This is a genomic window from Paenibacillus sp. J5C2022, assembly GCF_025567625.1.
Classification (GTDB): Bacteria; Bacillota; Bacilli; order Paenibacillales; family Paenibacillaceae; genus Pristimantibacillus.
Map to the genome: position 1 here is coordinate 1 of NZ_JAOQJC010000062.1, position 24,812 is coordinate 24,812.

Annotated in this window: 19 protein-coding genes; 18 read left to right on the plus strand and 1 reads right to left on the minus strand. The window is 50.1% G+C overall.

Features of this window, described 5'->3' with window-relative positions; all coding sequences use genetic code 11:
• The first annotated feature begins 756 nt into the window (after positions 1-756).
• A complete protein-coding gene (locus tag M6D81_RS29480) occupies positions 757-2,004 on the plus strand; it encodes a TraB/GumN family protein (RefSeq protein ID WP_262681017.1) in 1,248 nt (415 codons plus the stop codon).
• Positions 2,005-2,161: 157 nt separating this feature from the next.
• On the opposite strand, the gene M6D81_RS29485 is transcribed toward M6D81_RS29480, so the two are convergent.
• On the minus strand, positions 2,162-2,470 hold the full coding sequence (locus M6D81_RS29485; RefSeq protein WP_262681018.1) for a thioredoxin family protein: 309 nt from the start codon (positions 2,468-2,470) through the stop codon (positions 2,162-2,164).
• 1,009 nt (positions 2,471-3,479) lie between these two features.
• Between M6D81_RS29485 and M6D81_RS29490 the strand changes: the two genes are divergently transcribed.
• From M6D81_RS29490 to M6D81_RS29570, 17 genes are all read left to right on the plus strand, one after another.
• The gene (locus tag M6D81_RS29490) at positions 3,480-4,280 is read left to right on the plus strand and encodes a TerC family protein (RefSeq protein ID WP_262681020.1); all 801 of its coding nucleotides are present in this window, start codon (positions 3,480-3,482) and stop codon (positions 4,278-4,280) included.
• A 15-nt stretch (positions 4,281-4,295) separates the two neighbouring features.
• Positions 4,296-4,961 carry a thymidine kinase gene (locus tag M6D81_RS29495; protein ID WP_262681021.1) on the plus strand — a complete coding sequence of 222 codons (666 nt, stop codon included), beginning with the start codon at positions 4,296-4,298 and terminating at the stop codon, positions 4,959-4,961.
• 380 nt (positions 4,962-5,341) lie between these two features.
• Positions 5,342-6,391, plus strand: a complete 1,050-nt coding sequence (locus tag M6D81_RS29500; RefSeq protein WP_262681023.1) for a LacI family DNA-binding transcriptional regulator — start codon at positions 5,342-5,344, stop codon at positions 6,389-6,391.
• A gap of 224 nt (positions 6,392-6,615) precedes the next feature.
• A complete protein-coding gene (locus M6D81_RS29505) occupies positions 6,616-7,899 on the plus strand; it encodes an ABC transporter substrate-binding protein (RefSeq protein WP_262681025.1) in 1,284 nt (427 codons plus the stop codon).
• A gap of 140 nt (positions 7,900-8,039) precedes the next feature.
• Positions 8,040-8,894, plus strand: coding sequence for a carbohydrate ABC transporter permease (locus M6D81_RS29510; RefSeq protein WP_262681052.1), 855 nt, complete (start codon positions 8,040-8,042; stop codon positions 8,892-8,894).
• A gap of 11 nt (positions 8,895-8,905) precedes the next feature.
• The gene (locus M6D81_RS29515; protein WP_262681027.1) at positions 8,906-9,742 is read left to right on the plus strand and encodes a carbohydrate ABC transporter permease; all 837 of its coding nucleotides are present in this window, start codon (positions 8,906-8,908) and stop codon (positions 9,740-9,742) included.
• 29 nt (positions 9,743-9,771) lie between these two features.
• Positions 9,772-11,037, plus strand: a complete 1,266-nt coding sequence (locus M6D81_RS29520; protein WP_262681028.1) for a Gfo/Idh/MocA family protein — start codon at positions 9,772-9,774, stop codon at positions 11,035-11,037.
• Positions 11,038-11,366: 329 nt separating this feature from the next.
• Entirely contained in the window at positions 11,367-13,040 is a 1,674-nt protein-coding gene (locus tag M6D81_RS29525) for an extracellular solute-binding protein (RefSeq protein ID WP_262681030.1), read from the plus strand.
• Positions 13,041-13,122: 82 nt separating this feature from the next.
• Positions 13,123-14,028, plus strand: coding sequence for an ABC transporter permease (locus M6D81_RS29530; protein ID WP_262681032.1), 906 nt, complete (start codon positions 13,123-13,125; stop codon positions 14,026-14,028).
• A 31-nt stretch (positions 14,029-14,059) separates the two neighbouring features.
• On the plus strand, positions 14,060-14,947 hold the full coding sequence (locus M6D81_RS29535) for a carbohydrate ABC transporter permease (RefSeq protein ID WP_262681033.1): 888 nt from the start codon (positions 14,060-14,062) through the stop codon (positions 14,945-14,947).
• A gap of 18 nt (positions 14,948-14,965) precedes the next feature.
• Positions 14,966-16,735, plus strand: coding sequence for a sensor histidine kinase (locus M6D81_RS29540; RefSeq protein WP_262681034.1), 1,770 nt, complete (start codon positions 14,966-14,968; stop codon positions 16,733-16,735).
• Entirely contained in the window at positions 16,713-18,398 is a 1,686-nt protein-coding gene (locus tag M6D81_RS29545; RefSeq protein ID WP_262681035.1) for a response regulator, read from the plus strand. The genes M6D81_RS29540 and M6D81_RS29545 overlap by 23 nt, the downstream gene beginning before the upstream one ends.
• A gap of 159 nt (positions 18,399-18,557) precedes the next feature.
• Positions 18,558-19,862, plus strand: a complete 1,305-nt coding sequence (locus M6D81_RS29550; RefSeq protein ID WP_262681037.1) for a sugar ABC transporter substrate-binding protein — start codon at positions 18,558-18,560, stop codon at positions 19,860-19,862.
• Between the two features lie 13 nt (positions 19,863-19,875).
• A complete protein-coding gene (locus tag M6D81_RS29555; protein ID WP_262681039.1) occupies positions 19,876-21,192 on the plus strand; it encodes a sugar ABC transporter permease in 1,317 nt (438 codons plus the stop codon).
• The gene (locus tag M6D81_RS29560; protein ID WP_262681041.1) at positions 21,192-22,025 is read left to right on the plus strand and encodes a sugar ABC transporter permease; all 834 of its coding nucleotides are present in this window, start codon (positions 21,192-21,194) and stop codon (positions 22,023-22,025) included. Before M6D81_RS29555 ends, M6D81_RS29560 begins: the two co-directional genes overlap by 1 nt.
• A gap of 45 nt (positions 22,026-22,070) precedes the next feature.
• Positions 22,071-23,822, plus strand: coding sequence for a glycoside hydrolase family 13 protein (locus M6D81_RS29565; RefSeq protein WP_262681043.1), 1,752 nt, complete (start codon positions 22,071-22,073; stop codon positions 23,820-23,822).
• Positions 23,823-23,881: 59 nt separating this feature from the next.
• Entirely contained in the window at positions 23,882-24,805 is a 924-nt protein-coding gene (locus tag M6D81_RS29570; protein ID WP_262681045.1) for a LacI family DNA-binding transcriptional regulator, read from the plus strand.
• Positions 24,806-24,812: the final 7 nt, after the last annotated feature.

Consider the following 24,812-nt stretch of genomic DNA (forward strand, 5'->3'; position numbering starts at 1 on the left):
AGAACGCCAATCGCTGTACGCCGCATTCCAGAATGAGGTGTCGCTAACCGACATCGAAGGCGGCAGCCGTCTTGACACTATTCAGAAGCCCCTACCTCTGCAGGTGGGGGAGGTTCACGAGACTGTTAGTTAATAGAGTGATTGTAAAGAAACAGAGTATTTTATATATCTCTACTTGATCAATTGTTTGTGTCTTTTCTTTATTGAATATTTTATTAAGTCTATGACAATGAATAAGATTAGTATTAACACAGATTGAATCAGAGGTTTGATAAGACTGGAATCATCATAAATCAAATAAGCAGCCACAAAGTTGATTATGAAAATAGCAATGTAAGTGATCAAAATCGCCAATTTATTCACCCTGGAACCAAGGTTCTATAATTGAGGATTCTCGTTCATCAGTAGAGACATTTCCACCAGTACCATCAGAATTGGTTGTAACTCTTATTTCTTTTTTTATTTCATAGTCTCCAATGAATGTGCCGTTGTGGTCGAAAAAACCTTCTCCTAATTCGCGATAATGTTTGCATTATAGAAGATAATTACTTCACGGTTCATCATTAAAGGATGGTGGTAAGGATTTTGGCTGTTTATTTGTCGATTTCTAGCAGTTTCGCATCTACCATTTGACAGGAAAGATATTCCTTTGTAAACTGTGTATATAGATATAAACAGTATACACACATACATGGCGTACCATATCTATACGATAAGATCCTTGTATGGATCTATGACGAAGGAGAGCGGAGAAGGATGAAGAGAAAGATTTCGGCATTATTGTTGACAATTGTAATGGTATTGACGTTTGCTACCGGCGCGCAAGCGCAGCAGACGGAAGGGAAGCTGAAAGTATGGCTCAACGGAGAGGAACTTCAAGAAGGCGACGGCTCGGCGCTAGTCAGAGAAGAAATGGCTTACGTTCCGATCAGGTTATATTTGGAAGAACTGGGGTTTGCAATTGAATGGGATGGCGAGACTAGAACGGCAACCGCTATGATGGATGAAGTATCCATTGCTTTCCCTGTTGATACCGCACAAGTCGTTGTCAATGGACAAGAGGTGGAGCTTGGCACCGCATTGTTCATCCAATCCGGTACGGCTTATGCACCTGCCGAATTCATGGCACTGGTAACCGGACATAAGCTGGAGCTGAAGGCGGAAGAAGGAGCTCTTTATTTTGTCGTCAAGACGTCTAGCGAAGGCTTTATGTGGAAGGTGCAGAAGGGAGAAGCAGAGGTATACCTGCTTGGCTCCATCCACCTGGGAGACGAGGACTTGTACCCACTGCGTCCCGAGATCGAGGAGGCATTCGCCAATTCCGATATTCTGGTGACGGAGATCGATATGACGAAGATCAATATGGAAGAGGTTGCCGCATTGAACGCAGAACTTAGCGAATACAGCGACGGCACCATTTTGTCTGATCATATATCCGAGGATACGTATGCCAAGCTGCAAGAACTGCTGGAACAGCTCGAAATTCCGGTTACAACGTTCGATCCGTTCAAGCCATGGGCGATTCAGACCGGCCTTGAGAGTATTAAAGCGCAAATGGAAGGATTCAATCCTGCGTATGGCATTGATCAATATTTCACGGGAAAGGCCGTAGCGCAGGAAATGCCGATCCAAGAGCTTGAGACAATTGAGGATCAATTGAAAATGCTGAGTGGATTTTCTGAGGAACTGACAGAATCCATGCTATTGCAATCCATCAATCACTTTTTTGACGAAGGTGCCAGCGCCGGCGTTCTGCTAGATATGTGGAAGAATGGAGACAGCGATACACTGCTGAAGTTGGAGAACGAGATGAAGCTGATCGATGAGTATTATGAGGCAATGCTTGTTGACCGCAATGAAGTAATGACGGACAAGGTCATCTCCTATCTGAACGATGAGGAAGAGCAGGATTACTTCGTTATCGCGGGTGCACTGCACATGCTTGGAGAGCATGGGATTGTGACGATGTTGGAGGAGCAGGGGTACGAGGTAGTACAGCAATAAGTTAGATGAGAGAATACACAGGAGTGAGCATGTTTCTGCTGTGAATTCGAATAAGTAGGTAGATATTTCACCACTGACCGCGTGCAATCGAGGCGCGGTTTTTTTTGTTGCGGAAGGAAGGTGTCAAGGGGGGAGGACGGGGTGGATATCGCAGGTGTTAACGCAGCAGCTTGTAGATGTGGTCAACGGATTGCATCGCATAAGTCTGGGATTCGACCTTCCTGTTGTGCAGCACAACAAGGCATGGAATGCTGGAAATTTGCCATTGCTCGCGGAAGCGAGGGGCGAAGTTGATATTGATTTTATAGATGGGGTAAGACACACTGGTCGCCTGGACAACTTCCAGCATTCGTTCCGCCACTTTACAGGTGCCGCACAGGGGCGTTGAGAATAAGATGGCCGCTTTGCCGATATCCACTTGACTAAGTTGTTCACACTTTGCCTCGTTAATTTCTTGTAATGACATGACTTCGATTCCTTTCTCGCCGAATGAACGCTTTCGATTACATCGGTTTCGATTACAGCAGTTGATCAGTTGATCAGTTGATCAGTTGATCAGTTGATCATTATCATAACATAATCCCGTCAATTCGTGTGCAGATTGAAGTAATCCGAAGACTAACCAGGGACAGTAGCGGGGGAAGGGAATGACGAAGATGGGGAGAGAAAGGAAGGGGGAAGTTGGAGTGACGGGGTTGTACGAAAAATCGTACAAAGTATCGCAAAACTGCCGCCGTCACGCCACAGTTGTACGAAAAATCGTACAAAGTAAGGCCAGTGAGTAGCAGAAGAGGCGGGTTTGTACGAAAAATCGTACAAAGTAAGGCCAGTGAGTAGCAGAAGAGGCGGGTTTGTACGAAAAATCGTACAAAGATGGTCCAGTAAGTAGCAGAAGAGGCGGGTTTGTACGAAAAATCGTACAAAAAAGGTTCAGTGAGTAGCAGAAGAGGCGGGTTTGTACGAAAAATCGTACAAAGTAAGGCCACTGAGTAGCTGAAATGGCGGGTTTGTACGAAAAATCGTACAAAAAAGGTTCAGTGAGTAGCAGAAGAGGCGGGTTTGTACGAAAAATCGTACAAAGAAGGGCCAGTGAGTAGCAGAAGAGGCGGGTTTGTACGAAAAATCGTACAAAGATGGGCCCCCAAGTTACTCCCGGGAGCACAAGAGCGAGGCGGCGGTGTACGGTGGCAATGGAAGCGGAAAAAAATTCTGAAAAAAATGAAACGCCTTTGCAACTGTGCCGTAAGTAACGGTTAAGCAACGTGAACCATCAACCTCATATACGTGATAAAACTCCAAAGGGGAGTAGCTGTCACAATAAAGTCGTCAATTCGGGAAATTGATATTTCCCCGGCTTTATTGGCAACGTCGAAGTGACGTTGTTAGCAAGACCTTTGCCAGTCATTTTTGGCAAAGGTCTTTTTGCGTTGAGAGGGCGAAAAGGGCATCGTTGTATAGAAACGGAGGTCATGTTGATGGATTTCGGATTATTATTGGAATACGGTTGGGTATTGATCGTATTAATTGCGCTGGAAGGGCTTCTGGCGGCGGATAACGCGCTCGTGCTGGCGATCATGGTCAAGCATCTGCCCGAGGATCAGAGGAAAAAGGCATTGTTCTACGGTCTCGCGGGGGCATTCGTCTTCCGCTTCGCTTCTCTATTCGCGATCTCGTTCCTGGTCGATATATGGCAAGTGCAAGCAATCGGCGCCATCTATCTGCTGTTCATTGCGGCGAATCATATCTTCCGCAAGCTTATCGTCAAGAAGGGCGAAGAGGATGCCGGGATGAAAAAGGACGAGGCCAAGAGGGGAAGCAGCTTCTGGATGACGGTATTCAAGGTTGAAGTCGCGGATATCGCGTTCGCTGTAGACTCCATTCTAGCAGCTGTGGCGCTTGCCGTAGCGTTGCCGACGACGAACCTGCCGACAATCGGCGGCATGGACGGCGGTCACTTCATCGTGATCTTCCTGGGCGGTTTTATCGGATTGCTCATTATGCGCTTCGCGGCCACTGTATTTGTGAAGCTGCTGGAACGCAAGCCCGGACTGGAGATAGCAGCATTCTTCATCGTCGGCTGGGTCGGCGTGAAGTTGGCTGTTCACACGCTGGCGCATCCGTCCTTGCATGTCATCCCGCACGATTTTGCAGAATCGACAGCTTGGAAAATCAGCTTCTATGCCGTGCTTGTCGTTATTGCAGCATGCGGATGGATTTTCTCCAGCGATAAGGACAAGGAAGCAACGAAGGAGTATAATAGTGCCACACCTATGTAATGAGGAGAGATGAAGGTGGCGCAGCTTTATTACAAATACGGTACGATGAATAGCGGCAAGTCGTTCGAGATTATCAAGGTTGCTCACAATTACGAGGAGCAAGGCAAGCCGGTACTTATCTATTCTCCGGCAATAAGTGCGAGGGAGAGCACGAAACGAATCGGGTCCCGGGCAGGCTTCCAGAGGAAGGCCATTCCCGTCTATGAAGAGACGGATCTGTTCCGCAGCGTCAACGCCCATATCGCCGTAGCCGTCGAAAGCAGCATCCACCGCTCCCATATCGCCGAAGCCGGAGAGAGCGTCATTCACCGTTCCGAGAACGCTGAAACGGGAGGGAAGAGCATCTACTGCGTGCTGATCGATGAAGCGCAATTTCTGAGCAAGCAGCAAGTGCTTCAACTGACGCACGTAGTGGACGAGCTTAACATACCTGTCATGGCATTCGGCTTGAAGAACGACTTTCAGAACCGCTTGTTCGAGGGCAGTTACTACTTGCTCGCGCAAGCCGACAAAATAGAAGAAATCAAAACAATCTGCTGGTATTGCGATCGCAAAGCGACGATGGTGCTTCGCTATCGCAACGGAGTGCCGGTCAATACCGGCGACCAGATTCAGATCGGCGGCAACGAGGATTACAAGCCGGTGTGCAGGCGCTGCTATAACGATGCTTTCAATAGCTGAAATGCAGTAAGATATAATCAATTGGAAGAAAGATTCATTTCATTGAGTGAGCCAGGCAACGGACTTTTTTGTCCGATACTTGGCTCTTTCTCGATGATATAGCGTTGAAATAGGGCGTGTGCAGCAAGAGAAGTAGGACGCTGTCAGCATTTTTCTTATGAACGTGGTCGCTCATCTTCGAAAGGCCTCGATGGAGATTTTTACACAAATGAAAGCGTTGACATTTTGTTCTCGACGTAATAAGATAGCTTCAGGATAACGTTTGGATCTTTTTTTTTGGACAAGTCAATGAGTTGCTAAGATGTGAAAAGTTGGATAATGAGATAGCGTTCATGAATGATGCGCGAAACTAACATTTGAGATTAAGAGGGGTTTCAGAATTGCCAACTTTAAAGGATGTCGCACAGCATGTCGGTGTATCCGTTTCAACCGTATCCCGGGTCGTAAACAATGATACGAGCAGACAGATTAACGCGGAAACAAAGTCGAAAGTATGGCAAGCTGTTCGCGAGCTAGGCTATACGCCAAACGAATCCGCCCGCCGGTTAGTTCGCAACGAGAAGGAACAAGGCCGAAAAGCAACGAAACAAATTGGCTGCGTAGTGGCAGCGGAGCATTTGCGGCAGGAGCATCCTTATTTCTCGCCAATCCTTAACGGCTTCAACAAAAAAATGATCGAAGCGGGTTATTCCATCGCTTTTATTCACACAGCTGACGAATTGGCCGACGAAGCGGCGCTTCACCGAATCGCACAAGACGCGCGGGTAGACGGAGTTATGATTATTGGCTGGATCCAGCAAACGATTATCGACTACCTCAAGACGCTCCAAATTGCCGTTGTCGGCATCAGCACAACCGGAGACGGCATCGCTGTTATCGACTATGACCGAATATCTGCGGCCAAATCCGCAGTGGAGCATTTGCTGGAGCAAGGGCACCGGCAAATCGGCTTTATCGGGGGTTTTGGTCATAATGGCAAGCTGGATAGCGAGGAACGTTATCAGGGCTACAAATTTGCTCTGTATGAAGCGGGTATTTCTTTGAACAAACAATGGATTATAGATACACGCTGGATCGTCGATCAAAGTTATGAGCAAATGAAGGCTATGCTGCAACAAGATCATACCGAGGAAATGCCAACCGCCATATTTTCGGCGAGTGACCTGCTTGCTATACCGGCCATGCGCGCCGCTATCGAACAAGGGAAGCGAATTCCCGAGGACATCGCCTTCATCGCGATGGACAATATCGAGCTGGCCCAATATACAACGCCGCCCTTGTCTTCGGTTCATGTGCCGAAGCAGGAAATCGGCGCCGTTGCTGCCAAAACCATGTTCGATCAGCTTCAAGGCAACTATCCGCTAACGCCAAAAGTGTTGTTGCCGTATGAGTTAATGATCAGGCAGTCATCAACATATAGGAGAACTTAGGGTTGGCGCTGCCAACCTAAGCTGTCATCATTTTTTTTTAACTTTCTGGATAACGTTTTCCGGAATTGGCGCCAAATATAAATTCAACTCAAGTTGTCATCACTGCGAAAGGAGGTGGTTGAGCCTGCAGGAAAGCCTTGTCAACGTATTTTTCGAATAATAATGCAATGATTTAGGAATGGCTACTGTAGTGGAATGAATAATATGCTCTGGGGGAAATGGATATGAAAAAAGTAAGTATGATGATTGTAATGCTTGCATTGATGATCGTTGTTTCGGCTTGCGGAGGCGCTACAGAGAATAAGGCTGGCAACGGAGATGGCAAAACAGATGGCGGAACAGCTAAAAAAGTAACCATCACCTACGGAGGTTGGGGCCTTAATACGATGGAGCCGGTTGTCAAAGCTTTTAATGACTCCCATCCGAATATTGAAGTAAAACTGGAGAACACACCATACAAGCAATACTGGACCAAGCTGGAAACGGCTGCTACCGGCGACACCTTGCCGGACGTTTTCTGGATGAACGGACCTCATATCGTTAAATATGCGGCAAACGGTATGTTGGCGGATTTGGGTGAAAATATAAAAGCCGACAACCTCGATCTGGACAACTATCCAAAAGCACTCGTTGATCTATACAGCTACGATGGCAAAAACTATGGCATTCCAAAAGACTATGACACCATCGGCTTATACTTCAATAAAAAATTGTTCGATGAAAAGGGTGTAAGCTATCCGGACGATTCATGGGATTGGAGCACGCTTGTTGAAGCGGCGAAAAAGCTGACAGACTCGTCCAATGGCGTTTACGGCTTTGCGGCAATGCAGTATGGCCAAGAATATTATTATAATACGATTTTGCAGGCGGGCGGATTTGTTATTTCCGAAGATAAAAAGACCTCCGGATACGATAAGCCTGAAGCGATCGAAGGCGTTAAGTTTTTGACAGACATGATTCATGTTCACAAAGTATCGCCAACTCTTGCTCAGCTTACAGAAACAAGTGCGGCGGATTTGTTCAAATCGGGCAAACTTGCTATGTACTATGACGGTTCTTGGGCTGCTGTAGATATGGTTCAGGTTGACGCGATCAAGGACAGTGTTGATGTAGCGGTACTTCCAAAGGGCAAAGAACAAGGGGTTGTGCTTCACGGCTTAGGCCATGTGATGTCCGCAAAATCGAAGCATCCTAAAGAAGCCTGGGAGTTCATCAAATTCCTTGGCTCCAAGGAAGCGGCTGAAATTGCGGGCAAAGCAGGCGGAGCGATTCCCGCATTTAAAGGCGGAGAAACAAACTGGCTGTCGGCATACCCTAACATGAATGTTCAAATCTTTATCGACCAGCTGGCGTATGCATCTCCTTACCCTGTATCCAAGGATACATCCGTATGGACGACCTATGAAGAAGAACAACTGACCAAAGCCTGGATTGGCGAAGGTTCAGTTGAAGACCTCATGAAAGAGCTGGGGCGCAAAATGAATGAGGCACTAGCTGCCGAGCAGTAACATCATTATGAGATACGGCCCTCTCCAGTCGAGCAGGGCCGCCTCTTTTACCACATTGTAAGAATTATGCGAGAGGGTGAATAAAGGTGAGCACAGCAGCGGGCAGAAGAACGAAGAGCAGCAGGACACGGCGTTTGGATATGATGTGGGGCTATTTGATGATTGCGCCTCTGATGCTGGGCCTTATTATTTTTTATGTGTGGCCCGTGTTTCAAACCTTTTTTTATTCGTTTACCGATTGGGGCGCGTTTGGCAATTATAAGTGGTCGGGTACGGCCAACTATGAAAAGCTGCTGACAGATACGAACCTGCTTAAGGCATTTCGCAATACGCTGATTTATATTGTCTTTACCGTTCCGGTAGGCATATTTATATCCATCCTTATCGCCGTGCTTCTGAATCAGCGCATACGCGGGTTATCCGTGTTTCGCACCCTGTACTTTTTGCCTGTGGTCACGATGCCGGTAGCAGTAGCGATGGTATGGAAATGGCTGTATAACGCCGATTACGGATTGTTGAACTACGCTTTATCCAAAATTGGCATCGACGGGCCTCAATGGCTGACCGATCCCAAGCTTGCCTTGTATTCCATTATTGTCGTCGCCATTTGGAGCTCGATTGGACACAACATGATCATATTGCTGTCTGGTTTGCAAGGCATTTCTTCCTCTTATTATGAAGCGGCTTCCATTGACGGAGCGGGAGCGTTTTACAAATTTTTTCGAATTACATTGCCTTTGCTGACGCCAACCATATTTTTTGTATCGGTTATCTCGCTCATCGGCGCGTTCCAGGTGTTCGATTTGATCTTTATGATGGTCGGCAATATTGTAATCGATTCGACGCAATCCGTCGTCTATCTGTTTTATAAGTATGCTTTTATGCAAAATATGAAGGGTTACGCCTCGGCGGTCATCGTTGTATTGTTCTTTATCATTTTGGCGGTCACCTTTGTGCAAATGAAGCTTCAGAAAAGATGGGTTCACTATGAATAGGGGGAAGCCTAATGAGCGCGAATGTGCATAAAAATACTCCGGGGAAAGCGGCTGTCATTTATATTGTGTTGATTATCGGCGCAGTTCTTATGGTTGTGCCGTTTATATGGATGTTCCTGACTTCGGTAAAAACATTGGGAGAGTCAACCGCGATTCCTCCGGTTATTATTCCAGAAACGTTCCAATGGTCCAATTACGCCAAAGTTTTTGTCAACCTTCCATTCTATACGTTTTATTGGAACACGATTATTACAACAATTTTCAAAACGATTGGCCAATTGGTTATTTGTTCCCTTGCGGCTTACGCCTTTGCACGTATTCAATTTCCAGGAAGGAATCTGTTTTTCATGTTGGCCTTGTCGGTGCTGATGGTGCCGGGTCAGGTGTTTCTTATTCCGCAATATATGATTATGAAAAATCTGGGCTGGCTCAATTCGCTGCAAGCGCTCATCGTTCCGGGATTGTTCAGCGCATTCGGAACTTTCCTGCTTCGCCAGTTTTTTATGACGCTGCCGAAGGAACTGGAGGAATCGGCCAAGCTGGACGGCTGCAGCACTTTCCGTATTTACTGGCAAATTATGCTGCCTCTGGCGAAACCGGGACTGATCGCCCTTGCGATCTTCACAATCCTCTGGTCGTGGAATGATTTGATGTGGCCGCTCATTGTCAATACATCGCCTGACAAGATGGTGCTGTCCGCGGGGCTTGCCTCGCTGCAAGGCGAACATGGCACAAACTACACGATTTTGATGGCGGGCTCGCTGCTGGCGATATGGCCCATGATCGTCATATTCCTTATTTTCCAAAAATCCTTTATTGAAGGGATTGCATTGACAGGTTCGAAATAACTCATTAGACAACGGGAGAGAGAGAAAACATGAAAAAACTGACTGCTATTTTGTTGGGTGCCGGAGACCGCGGAGCTCGCGCTTATGCTCCGTATGCGATCAATTACCCGCATGAGCTCGAAATTGTTGCTCTGGCGGAGCCGGATGAGGAGCGCCGCGAGGCGTTTGTTGAGGCGCATGGCATAAGCCCCGACAAGGCTTATGCCGATTGGGAGGAAGTGCTTTCCCAATCGAAGCTTGCGGATATCGCCATTATCTGTACGCAAGACCGGATGCACTACGAGCCTACGCTGAAGGCGCTTGAGCTTGGTTATCATGTGCTGCTGGAGAAGCCGATGTCGCCGGATCCGAAGGAATGCGTCGAGATGGAGCTAGCGGCCAAAAAGCATAACCGGATGCTGGCGATATGCCACGTTCTTCGGTATACGGCGTTCTGGGCGGCTGTGAAGCGGGTTATCCAGGAAGGACGCATTGGTAGGACGGTATCGATCCAACTGAATGAAAATGTGGGCAATATGCATATGTCGCATAGCTTTGTGCGCGGCAACTGGAACAATTCGGATGAGTCCAGCCCGATGATTCTCGCCAAGTCGTGTCATGACATGGACGTTCTGGCTTATTTGATGGACGAGCCTTGCAAGCGGATTAGCTCATTTGGTTCACTGATGCACTTCAATGAGCAGAATGCACCGGAAGGAGCGCCTTTGCGCTGCCTCGACGGCTGTCCTGCGGAAGCTTCATGCCAGTACTATGCGCCTCGTTATTACCTTGGCGAGGGTCGCGGCTGGGCGCGCAAGTTTACGCTCGATAACAGTCGTGAAGGCATTATTGAGGCGCTGCGCTCGAATGACTACGGTCGATGCGTATATCGCAGCGATAACAATGTTGTGGACCATCAGGTCGTCAATATGGAGTTTGAAAGCGGAGCGACGGCGATGTTCAGCATGTGCGGCTTTACGCGAGACAATACGCGGATCATGCAAATTATGGGCACCAAAGGCGAAATTCGCGGCAATATGGCAAACAATGAATTTTCGATATACGATTTTGTAACCAAAGAAGAAATGGTTATCCGTGTGAACGCTCCGGCTGAAGGGCATGGAGGAGGAGATCAAGAGATCGTCCGCAGCTTCTTGCAGGAAGTGCGAAACTACAATGGCCAGGAAGGCCTTTCCTCTGCGGCGGCTTCCGTACGCAGTCACCTGATGGCATTTGCCGCCGAAAAGTCGCGTTTGAAGCAAGGTCAGCCCATTGAGCTGGACGCGTTTTACAATGAAATTGTAGCAGGCAGGTAATGTAGAAAGATCATACAAGATAAGCCCTCAATCAGAAGGTTTTCAACGATTTGAGAAAAATGACCTCAACCTCCGCATTGAAGTGGAAGTTGAGGTCATTTCTTGTTGAACGAAATGCACAATGCCGCCAATGGACGGCGACAGCCGGTTCGCCTTGGTGCTCGAAGTGCGATTCCATTGCTTCAGCCGGGAATGGTCAACAGGTGTATATGAAAGTAAAGACAAGTATATGGATGCGTCAAGCTCCTCTTTCTATACTAGAACTAAGAAAGACAGCTGCTTGCATGCAGCAGCGCAAACTGCGAACAAGACAATGATGGAGGGGTAGCATGAAGAAGAGACAGCACGTATTGTTAACGCTTGTCATGATTTTCTGTCTGATCGTCACGGCCTGCGGCAAAAATGCGGAGACGCCGGAGAAGGAGCAGAAGCCTGAATCGACTTCCCAGACGGAGCAAGGCAAGGAAGAGGGCAAAGAGGAGAACGAGGTCATCGAGGTGTCTACCGTCTCGCCAAGCGATCAATACTTGAAATTCGACGAAGGCGAGAGCTTCGAGAAAAATGCGGTCTATGACGCTTACGAGAGAGACATCGGCGTGAAAATTACGAACAAGTGGATTGCGGACAGCAGCCAGTTCAAGGAAAAGGTGAAAATTACGATCGCCTCCGACGATCTGCCCGACTTCCTGCTCGTAAACGCCACGCAGCTGAAAGAGCTGACGGAAGCAGATATGATTATGGATCTGACGGAAGTGTATGACGAACATGCGACGGAAGAAACGAAGAAATTCCTGACGATGGACGGCGGCATGCAGATGAAGACGGCGACGTTCGACGGCAAGCTGATGGGCATTCCAAGCTCTTATAATCCTTATCAATATCAATCCCTGTATGTGCGCACCGACTGGCTGAAGGAGCTGAATCTGCCGGAGCCGAAGACGATGGCGGATATGATGACGATCGCGGAAGCGTTCAAGGAGAAGGATCCGGGCGGCACGGGCACGTCATACGGTCTGGCGATCAGCAAAGATCCGTTCAATCAGGCGACGGGCGTTACGGGACTTCGCGCTTACCTGAACGGCTATCATGCCTACGAGAACATCTGGATGGAGGACGGCAACGGCGGGTTGATGAACAGCGATATTCAGCCAGAGGTGAAGACGGCGCTGGCCGCGCTGCAAGAGATGTTCAAGAAAGGACTTATCGATCCTGAATTTGCCGTGAAAGACGTGGAGAAAGCGGCGGAATTGATCTACAACAACAGCATTGGCATGGTATTCGGCGCCTCCTGGACGCCTGCGCAGCTGGTGAAGGGCGCGGTGAAGGACGGAGAAGTCGTGCAGGAGTGGGGCGTATTCCCGATTCCTACGGCAGACGATAAGCCGACTCTGAACCAGATCGGCCTTGGCGTTGACGAGTATTATGTCATCTCCAAAAAAGCGAAGCACCCTGAAGGCGTCATCAAGCTGCTCAATCATTGGATCGTCGTCGACAATCATCCGACCGATGAGCAGAAGGTGTACGAATTCGGCAATGACATGGTGGAGAAGGGAAGCAACTACTGGCTGCTCAATCCGCTGCGCGTAGGCAAGCAGAAGGACAATAACGGCGAGGTTCTGCCGAAGGCGATTGCCAATAAAGACGAGAGCATTCTGGAGACGAAGGATCACCGGACAAGATACGCTCGCGCGATGGAATATGTGAATGGCGATACCAGCATGTGGTGGGAATATCTGATCTCCGGACCTGGCGGCGCATACTCGCTAGTGCCTGACATTCAGAAGAACGGGCAAAACCTGCAGAATAAATTCTACGGCGCTCCGACTCCGACCATGGTAGAGAGACAGGAAATATTGCTGAAGAAGCGTGACGAAGTATTCTTCAAAATTATAATGAACCAGGTATCCATCGACGAATTCGATAAATTCGTAGAGGAATGGAAGAAGCTTGGCGGCGACCAAATTACGAAGGAAGTAAACGAGTGGTACGCTACTCATAAATAACAGAAGTGTACGGGGGATTGGCAATACGCAATCCCCTCTTTATCAATCGTTCATTCAACTGCCAGACAGCGAGGTGTAAGACATGCAAGTATTATCAAGGCTTTGGAAGAGGGAATGGCCTCTTCATCTCATGCTAGTGCCGGGCCTTGTGCTGATCGTCATCTTCAGCTATATCCCGATGGCCGGCATCATTATGGCGTTCCAGAAGTACGTTCCCAACAAAGGATTATTCGGTTCCCCGATGATCGGATGGCGCAATTTCCAGCTGCTGCTGGACTACCCCGATATCGGCCGGATTTTCTTCAACACGGTATATATTGCAACGATGAAAATTGTCACGGGGCTTCTGGTGCCGATTACGATTGCGATACTGCTCAACGAACTGAGAAGGGAATGGATGAAACGGACGTTCCAGACGCTGGTCTACTTGCCGCACTTTCTGTCGTGGGTGCTGCTCTCCGGCATTATCGTGGACGTACTGTCGCCTTCCTCCGGGGTAGTTAATCAACTGCTGGGACTGCTGGGCTTCGAGCCGGTCTTCTTCCTGGGCAGCAACGACTGGTTCCCTTATGTGATGGTCGTCTCCGATGTGTGGAAGGAATTCGGCTTCGGCACCATCGTCTATCTGGCGGCGCTTACGTCCATCAATCCGTCCCTGTACGAAGCGGCGGAGATCGACGGTGCGGGACGAATCAAGCAGACCTTCCATGTGACGCTGCCCGGCATGATGCCGATCATCGTGCTTATGCTGACGCTGAATATCGGCAATGTGCTGAATGCCGGCTTCGAGCAAATCTTCAACCTGTACAGTCCTCCTGTGTATGAGAGCGCGGATATTATCGATACGTTCGTGTACCGGATGGGCGTGCAGCAGGCACAGTTCGGCTTCGCCACTGCCGTAGGGCTGCTGAAATCGGTCGTATCGTTCCTGTTCATTTCGCTGTCGTACATTCTAGCCTACCGGCTGGCGAATTACCGCATATTCTGATGCGGGACGCGCTGGAGAAGGGAGACATAACGTGTCAACAACAAGCTTAACATGGGGCAGAAAAGTGTTCGGCGTATTCAACCTGCTGTTTCTGCTCATCGTATCGTTGCTCTGCTTAATGCCTATTGTTCATATACTCGCCCTCTCGTTCAGCTCCGGCAACGCTGCGGCAGCCGGACAGGTGGGGCTGTGGCCGGTAGATTTCACTACGGCCGCTTACGACAACGTATTCGGCAAGCCGGAATATCTGCGTGCATTCTGGGTGTCGATCAAGCGTGTCGTCGTAGGCACATCGATCAGCATGGTGCTAATGATCCTGACGGCTTATCCGCTGTCGAAGGAGGTTCACCAATTCCGCTTCAGAACCGTGTATGCATGGCTGTTCGTGTTCACGATTCTGTTCAGCGGCGGACTCATTCCGACTTATCTGACCATCAAGTCGCTTGGTCTGATCGACACATTGGGGGCATTGGTACTGCCGACTGCCATTCCGGTGTTCAATGTCATTCTGCTGCTTAACTTCTACCGCAGTCTGCCCAAGGAGCTGGAGGAATCCTCTCGTATGGACGGCGCGGGACATTTCATTACCTTGTGGAAAATTTACGTGCCGCTATCGTTGCCGGCGCTCGCGACGACGGGGCTGTTCACCATCGTCGGGCATTGGAACAGCTGGTTTGACGGAATGCTGTATATGAATCATACTGAGAATTACCCTCTGCAGACGTTCCTGCAGACGGTTATCATTAATATGGATTTCCGGTTTATTAAAGCGGAGAATGTGGAGCTGATGCTGGAACTGTCGGACCGCACAAGCAGAGCAGCGCAAATATTCGTGGCTGCGTTCCCCATTCTGATCGTCTATCCGTTCCTGCAGCGATTTTTCATTAAAGGGATCGTCATGGGGAGTGTAAAAGAATAGGATCAGGGTGAATAAAGGATGAAAATGATACGGCTTCTTCGCGATTCTTCCATATTCAAGAAAATTATGGCTGCCTTCCTGGCGGCCTTATTGCCGTTAATGGCGATTACATGGATGATCAACGAGCAGGGCTCGAACAATATACGAACGGAAATATCGGAATCCATGCTGAGCAAGACGCGCTTCTATATGGACTCCCTGGATAAGGAAGCTGATCGGATCAATCGCTACCTGCCCAATTATGTGATGGATCATGACTTGATGGAGATTGCGGCGACCGGCAGCGAGATGAGCTCTTACGACCGTTCCAGCAAAATACTGGGCATTCAGCGGAGGCTGGACCTGATGAAAAATTCCAGCCCGTTCATTCAGGAAGCGAAGGCGTATATCCCGCTTATCGAGCGCACCATTCTCAGCATCCAATATGAAACGGACCTGGACCGGACGGAGTACGAAGCGATGCAGCATCATGCCAAGTCGTATGAGGAGCCGTTCATCTATTGGAACGGACGCTTGTTCATGACGATGCAGTATCCCATCAATACGATTCGCAATCCGTTGTATATTGTAGGCATCGAACTGTCAGGCGCCAGCATCAGGGAGACGCTGAGCCAGATCGGAGGAGAGCGTGGCGGACAGAGCATGCTTGTCAACCTGGATCGCGGCTGGGAGGTGGCCAGCGGGAACAACGGAACGTTGCTGGAGCAGATGAGAGCTTTCGCAATGAAGAAGAAGGAAGCGGGAGCGGTAGAAGGATATGAGACGGTCGTCCACAATGGTAAGCGGTTTCTAACGGTATACCAATATTCGAACTTCTGGAATTCCTATTCGGTGACGTGCATTCCCGAAGAGACGGTGCTGGGCTCGCTCCAGATGTACCGCACCTTGTTCTGGTGGGCATGCGCGCTTGCGCTGGGAATCGTGCTCTTCTTCACGTATTTCCTGTTCCGGCTCATCTATCGGCCGCTTATGAAGCTGGTGCATTCCTTCCGCCGCGTACAGCAGAACAGGCTGGACCCTATCGTGACCGATCGCGGCGCGGACGAATTCGGCTATTTGTATCAGGCGTTCAACGATACGATCACTTCTCTGAAGACCTTGATTGAAGAAAACTACGAGCAGCAAATTCGCAATCAGCGGTCCGAGCTGAAGCGGCTGCAGTCGCAGATCAATCCGCATTTTCTATACAATTGCTTCTTCGTGCTGTGCCGGCTGATCAAGTCCGACAGTCAGAAGGAGAAGGCGTATCAATTCTGCCTGTATATCGGACAATACTTCCAGTTCATTACGCGCAACGATGAGGACGATATTGCTCTGACGCTGGAGGTGGAGCATTCCCGCACCTATGTAGAGATGCAGACGATCTGCTACGGGGAACGGATAGAGGTGTGGTTCGAGGGGGGATTCCCGGACATGCGCGTCCCCCGGCTCATCCTGCAGCCGATTATCGAGAATGCCTACAAGCATGCGCTCGGCAATACGACGGGTCTTGGAGAGCTGTGGGTCCATTGCGAGACAGGGAGCGGAGAAGTGTCCCTGATCGTGGAGGATAACGGAGACGGCCTGTCGGATGCGGGGCTGGAGCGGCTGCGGAAGAAGCTGCAGCATGCTGCGAACCGGCTGGAGGAGACGACGGGGCTGCTTAATGTGCATCGCAGAATTCAGCTGCGCTGCGGCGAACAGTATGGCATTGAGCTGGCCCGGTCCCAGCTGGGAGGCTTGCAGGTGAGATTGAAGCTTAGCTTGAACGAGGAGGAGAGAGCGGATGTACAGATTGCTGGTCGTTGACGATTTGCCCATTATTGTGGATGGTCTGCTGGAGCTGTTCGAGCAGGCCGGACATCTGCCTCTGGAAGTGATGAGAGCCTATTCGGGCGAAGAAGCGCTGGAGATACTGGCGCAGCACCGGATTGATATCGTCGTGTCGGATATTAAGATGCCCGGCATCGAGGGCATCCAGCTGCTGCAGGAGATCAAGTCGCAGTGGCCTGCCTGCAAGGTGATATTCCTGACGGGATACAATGACTTTCAGTATGCGAAGAGCGCCATCACTTATGGCGGATTCGACTACATTCTCAAGGTGGAAAGCGATGAGAAAATATTGGCGTCGGTGCAGCGGGCGATCGGCAAGATTGAGGAGGAGCAGGATCATGAACAGCTGCTTGCCCGCGTGGAGTCCAAGATGAGATTGGCGCTGCCTTCTCTTCAGAAGGATTACGTATGGGGAATTCTGCAAGGCAAGCCTGTCATCGAGGAGCAGTTGGGGCCGATGTTCAAGGAGATGGACATGCCGCTCTGCGCGAGCTTGCCGGTATATGTATTGATCGGACGAGTGGATGCCTGGAGAGAGGCGTTCAATGCTCCGGATAAAGGGTTGCTTGCCTATGCGTTCCAGAATATCGGCGACGAGCTGTTGAGCGCTGGAGCCGGATGTTATTCCGTTGTATTCGAGATGTCGAAGATTGTATGGCTCATTCAGCCGAAAGCCCGCGAGCAGTCGGCGTATGACGCCCGGAACCCGGATTGGGTGAAGACGCATCGCTACGCCAGCGGCATTCTGGAGACGGTGCAGGCTACCTGCAAAAAGCTGCTGGGGTTGTCCGTCTCCTTCCTGCTGGGCAGCGAGGCCGTCGCCTGGGAGGGGCTGTTCGACCGCTTCCACGCGATGAAGTACGGTCTGGCGCAAGGGCACGGGTTCATGCACGAGATCATTATGACCGACCGGGATGGCCTCAGGGAGGAAGAGAACAGCAGCGGAGCGGGAGAGAAGGGGCGCAGCCAAGCCGACAGCTTCTACTATGCGCGCATTCAATTGCTGGTGAACCTGCTAGAGAACCATCACCGGGAGCCGTTCTATCAGCAGCTCGGCCAGCTCACAGCGATATGGAGCGATGGGGACGCATCCAACGAGCGGAAGATGGAGCTGTATCATTCCTTGTCTTCGGTGTTCCTCCATTATGTGTGCAAAAACCGTGAAATAAGGGATTATGTCCACTCGCACATGGAGCTGGACCCCTTATTCCGACTGGATGAAGCCTGTTCCTGGCCGGATATGGCGGAGTACTTCAAGGGATTGGCCGATTGCTTCTTCGAATGGAACAGCTTGTATGGCATGCAGATGCCGACGGAAGTCGTGAGCAAGGTGCATCGCTATATCGAGGAGAACATTGCGGTGGACATTTCCTTAACAGCATTGGCGGACTACGTCGGCTTGAACCCATCTTACCTGTCCCGACTGTATAAGCAGATAACCGGCATCGGGCTGTCGAAGTACGTGAACGACTACAAAAATTTGACGGCCAAGGATATGCTGCTTAACTCCTCCATGAAGGTGAATGAGATCGCGGCTGCATTGGGCTACAACTCCGCATTGGCCTTCATTCGCTTCTTCAAGAAGCAGAACGAGATGACACCCCAGGATTTTCGCATGTCTCGGATTCAGAGCAAATAGCGTTTATTTTATTTGCGGGCGAGCCATACTAAACCAGGCGCGCCCTTCATTTTTTTTCCATTGACTTCCGTAACAAGAGCAAGTTATAATCATTCCAACTTCAACTTAAACGTATAAGTACTTAAACGATTAAGTTGCAATCTGAAGGAGGATTTCATCATGTCCAAACCTTGGTACACTGTTATGGTTCTATGCTTGTTATGCACGACATCCCTGTTAAGCGCATGCGGCACGAATGCCGGCACAAACACTAACCCACCGGCGGGGCAAAATCAGGGAGAACAGCAACAAGGGACTGTCAACCTGAATGAGCTGAAACCGGAGGACGGTGCACAGCTGCTTGTCTGGGAATCCAAAGGACCGGAGCTTGATTATTTGAAAGCGGTCGCAGAACAATTCGAACAGCAATACGGAGTGCCGGTACAGGTAGAAGCGGTCCCTGCTATCGATTCCGTGAAGAAGCTTACAACGGATGGTCCGGCCGGACTGGGCGCCGATGTCTTCTCCGCCCCGCACGATCAGCTGGGCAATGCCGTTATGGCCGGACTGGTGCTGCAGAACGATGTATACAACGAGAAGCTGAAGGAAGAGTTTATGGCATCGGCAATCGAGGGAGTGAGCAATCAAGGCACATTATACGGTTATCCTACGGCCATTGACACGTATGCATTATTTTACAACAAGAGTGTTATGCCGGAAGCTCCTAAGACATATGAAGACATCGTCAAGTTCGCGGAATCGTTCAACGATCCGAAGAACAAGAAATATGCGTTCATGTGGAACGTGGGTCAATTGTATCAATCCTACTCCTTCCTTGCCGGCTACGGCGGCTATGTGTTCGGCAGCAATGGCAGCGATGCAGCAGATATCGGCTTGAGCAATGAGCAGTCGGTTGAAGGCGCCAAATATTTGCAATCGCTCAAGGCGATACTACCTGTCAACACAAACGATCTGAATGACAACATCATCACCGGTTTCTTCCAGGAAGGGAAGGCGGCAGCTGTCATTAATGGACCGTGGCTGCAATCCAGCTTGACCGAAGTCGACTTCGAATATGGCGTCGCGCCGCTGCCGCTGCTGCCGAACGGCGAGCATCCTGTCAGCTTCTCGGGCATTCGGGGATTGTATGTCAATTCCTATACGAAATATCCGGCGGCGGCAAAATTATTTGCGGCTTTCGCAACGAAGCAATCCAATCTGATGAAGCGATTCGAGATGACCAAGCAGCTTCCTCCGGGAAAAGCTTCACTGGATGATCCCATGATGAAGAAGGATGCCAACGCTGCCGCATTCCTGGAGCAGGCCAAGCATTCGACTCCGATGCCGTCCATACCGGAGATGGGCAATGTGTGGGTACCGGCAGGAACCGCGCTGGCAGCTTTATGGAATGACAATCAGGACCCGGCGGTCGTCTTGAACAGCGCGGTCGAGCAAATCCAAACAGCAATAAAGACAACAAAGTAAGGCGGTATTGGTTATGTACTCAGCTCAAGGCATGCTGCGATTCCGCACGAAAGCCGCGATATGCTCAGCGGTTCTTATCGGATTGGGGCAACTCTACAACAGACAGTATATCAAGGGCCTCTTATTCATGTTGATTGGGCAGTTATTATTCTGGAACTATTATCCGATAGCCAGTAAAGCCATTACGGGCCTGATTACGCTTGGCGATACGCCTACCCGAATTATAGGGGGCAAAATCGTCCAGGGAGATCATTCGATCTTTTTGCTCATCAACGGTCTTATCGCACTGGTCATCATCTTGCTTTTTCTGGGATTTTACACCTTGAATATTGTCGATGCCCGAAAAAATGGAGGGCTGCGGGATGAAGGGGGCCGCATATCGGGGATAGTGGAATCATTTCGAAAAGCAAGGTTCCGGCAATTGCCTTATTTGCTTCTGCTGCCGGCCGCTGCATTCGCCCTGTTTGTTACGGTAGTTCCGCTAGTGTTCAATGTACTCATTGCCTTCACAAACTATTCGGCTCCGGCACATATTCCGGACCGTGCACTGGTTGACTGGATCGGCTTTCGCGTATTTGCCGATTTGTTCACTCAGGAGGCATGGCGATCTACCTTTCTCGGCATTTCCGCCTGGAATATCGTATGGGCGGTTGCTTCGACGGGCACAACCTTCTTCGGGGGGCTGCTGCTGGCTTTAATGATCAATCATCCCGGAATCCGTTTCAAGCGGTTTTGGAGAACCGTGTTTATATTGCCATGGGCGGTGCCGCAATTTATTGCGATTCTTGTCTTTCGGGTGCTTCTTAACGGCTCGTTCGGCCCCATTAACGATATGCTGGCCAAGCTCGGCATTGCGCCTGTCCAGTGGCTGTCCGATCCGGCGATGGCCAAGGTGACGATCATACTCGTTAATTTATGGTTCTCAACGCCGTTTTTAATGGCTCTCATGTCAGGCGTGCTGACGACGCTTCCCCGCGATTTGTATGAAGCGGCAGAGGTGGACGGCGCCTCCGGGCGCCACAAGTTCTGGAGCATTACGATGCCGCTTGTCCTGGCAGCGACCGCCCCGATTCTGATTATGCAGTTCGCTTTTAATTTCAATAATTTCAACCTGATATACTTGCTGACGGACGGGCAGCCGAACAATCCCGATTACTACTATGCGGGGAGCACCGATATTTTGATCTCATGGATATTCAAAATGACGTTGAATCAGAGCCAGTTCAATATGGCCTCGGCGGTTTCCATCCTGATGTTTTTGTTCATCGCTGCCTTCTCCATCTGGAATTACAGGCGGATGAAGTCCACACGAGAAGAGGATTTGGTCTGATGTCCATGCTAAAAAATAAATTGACGGTTGCCGGTATTTACGCGGTCTTTATGATTCTGCTGGTCATCATCTTCTACCCGATGCTGTGGGTGATCGGCACTTCGCTAAATCCGGGAACAGCGCTGCTGGTCAGCAGCATGTTTCCCTCCGATCCGACGCTCGGGCACTACTCTGAATTGTTCCGCAACACCGATTTCGGGCTGTGGTATGGCAATACGCTCAAGATCGCGGTTGTCAACGCTGTGATGTCTACTGCGCTGGTAGCGTTGACGGCCTATGTTTTCTCCCGGTTCCGGTTTGCAGGCAGGAAGCTGGGCTTAATGCTGCTGCTCATTTTGCAAATGTTTCCCGGCTTTTTGTCCATTATGGCCATCTTCGTGCTGCTGCTGCAGACCAAGCTGCTCGACACGCATCTCGGGATTATATTGGTGTATGCCGGCGGCTCGGTTTCGATGGGGACATGGGTGATGAAAGGACATTTTGACACCATTCCCCGCAGTCTGGAGGAAGCGGCCTTCCTGGACGGAGCGACTCACCGAGATACCTTTTTCAAAATCATCTTGCCGTTATCGCTGCCGGCTGTAACCTTTGTGGCATTGAACAGCTTCATTACACCGTTCATGGATTTTATTCTGCCGCAAATTATATTAAGATCGTCCGACAAAATGACGCTGGCTCAAGGACTGTATAATATGGTCGCCAACGAAACCAATTCCAGCTTCACCTTGTTCGCCGCGGGAGCGGTTCTCGTCGCGCTGCCAATTACCGTGCTGTACATGTACTTTCAAAAGTATCTGGTTGGCGGACTTGCGTCCGGGGCGGATAAAGGTTAACAAAAACAAAAAAGCAACAGCGAGGAAGGATGGAGGGAGAGTCTCATGCTTTTGGAAGCTATCTATCATCGCTCGACGGACAGCTATTGTTACGCTTATGACGATCGCACCGTTCATATACGGCTGCGAACCCGCAAAGGAGATCTTGAGAGTATTAAAGCGGTGTATGGCGACAAGTACGACTGGGCGGGAACGGGCACGGAAAAAGCAATGCGCATCATCGCGTCCGACGAACTGTTCGATTACTGGCAGGCGGAGCTGACACCGCCTTACGGGAGGCTGCGGTATGCATTTCAACTGATCGACGGGGAACAGCAGCTTTGGTACACGGAGCAGGGCTTTACGACTCATCGGCCGCAAGATCCATTAACTTTTTTTGATTATCCGTTCATATGGCCGAGCGAGGTGCTGGCGCCGCCTGCCTGGGTCAGAGAGGCTGTCTTTTATCAAATATTTACCGAGCGCTTCGCCAACGGCGATGTATCCAACGATCCCCTTGGCGTTCGTTCCTGGGAGGAGGACAATCCGGGGCCGCATGATTACTACGGCGGGGATTTGCAAGGCGTGCTGGACAACGTCGACTATATTCAATCACTGGGCGTCAATGCTGTGTACTTCACACCTCTGTTCGAAGCCCATACAAACCATAAATACGACACAGCCGATTATTACCGGATCGATCGGCATTTCGGCGACGTCAGCCTGATGAAGAAGGTTGTCGAAGCGTTTCATGAACGGGGAATACGAGTCGTCCTCGATGCCGTCTTCAATCATAGCGGCAAGGCGTTCGCTCCCTTCCGGGATGTGCTGGACAAAGGAAGGGCGTCGGTTTATTGGGACTGGTTCCTCATGCATGATGATCAGCTTGCTGCAGGCGACAGGCCGAATTATCATTGTTTCGCCTTCGAAGCGCATATGCCCAAGCTGAATACGGCGAATCTGAAAGTAAGGGACTATCTGCTCGGCGTCGCCCGGTATTGGATCGAGGAATGCGATATCGACGGCTGGAGGCTGGATGTGGCCAACGAGGTGGATCACAGCTTCTGGCGCGAGTTCCGCCAATCGGTCAAGTCACTCAAACCCGACTTTTATATTCTGGGCGAAATCTGGCATGATGCGATGCCGTGGCTGCGAGGGGACCAATTCGACGCCGTGATGAACTATCCCGTTACAGAGGCCATTCTTCAATTCAGCGCCGGCGGTGAGATCGACGCCCCCACGTTATCTTCCCGAATTAGCCGTATTCTGGTCAACTATCCGCAGCAGGTGAATGAAGCGGCCTTCAATATCATCGGAAGCCATGATACGCCTCGGGTGCTTACACAGACGGGAGATGCGCGCAAGCTTATGCTAGCCGCCTTGCTTCAATTCACATTGCCGGGGACGCCTTGCATCTATTATGGAGACGAGATCGGAATGACCGGCGGGGCCGATCCTGACTGCAGGAAACCGATGATTTGGGACGAAGCGCGTCAGGATGCCGAACTGCTAGGGTTCTACCGTCGACTCATTGAGTGGCGTAAAACGTATGAGACCTTGCAAGCGGGAGCTTGCGAATTCGTGTACGCGCATCATCGCCAGCTCGTCGTATGCAGAGCGAGCGCAAGCGAACGCATCTATATTGCTTTGAACGATGAAGATACCGAGCAAGCGATAACATTCGCTGCAGAACCGGTTGCGTCATACAGGGCGCTTGGGGGAAGCGGAACGTTCCGGATGGCCGACAGCACGATGACGGTCGGCTTGCCTCCCTTTGGCTGGATTGTACTCGTCGCAGAGCCGCCGGAGGGCGCTTGACAATTCAATCGACGTATGTTTAAATCGACTGAAACGTTTAAGTGAGGGCGGATAAGACGATGAAAAAAACGACGATCAAAGATATTGCCAAGGCTGCAGGGGTTTCGATCGCGACCGTTTCCTATATATTGAACGATGTCAAGACGCAATCCATATCCGATGAAACGCGCGTCAAGGTATTGAAAATCGCGCAGCAGCTTCATTATGTGACGAACCGGAGCGCCCGCTCTTTAAAGCTTCAGAAAACCGGGCTGATCGGCATTCTGTTGTTCCGTGATTTGGCGCCTCAGCCATGGTCCGATTTAAAATACGTAAAAACACTATATACGCTTGAACGTCTGTGCGGCGAGCTTGGTTATCATATTATTTTTATGCAAGTGGACGGAGATTCCCCATCGTATGACATGATTCGAGAACGAAATCTGGACGGCGTCTTTCTGCTTAATGCCGATCAGGAGCGATTTGCCACGGTGTCCCGTTATTTCGGCTTTGGGATTCCTGTCTTTGTCATTGACAGCTGGATCGAAGACCCGATCTTTCATAAAATATTGCCGGATTATGCCGGCAGCTTCAAGCGGGCAGGCACGCTGCTCGGAGCGGCTCCGGAATATCTTGTTATGCAGCCTTGCAACGATGCCGAGCTTGCCAATCGGATCGCGCTGCTGTCGGGGTTGGATGAATCCTGTATTCACCGGTATGAGGACCGGGCAGGCCTGGATGAATTTCTAAACCGATTTACGGACCGCAAGGGACTGGTTATCAATGAGTTTCTTGCGAATGAAGTGGTGCGAACTCGCGGAGATCGGGATTCAATCGCCGTTCTTTGCACAAGTCATAGTCCGGATATTTTGCCGGATCACGTTGTGAAGCTATCCTATGAACTTAATGATTATAAGCCGGTTGTGGATACGATGGACGGCAATATTCAAGATGCGGATTACAGCAGCCACAACAAGTTTATTTATTTGTCCGTTACATCGTGATCCCCCG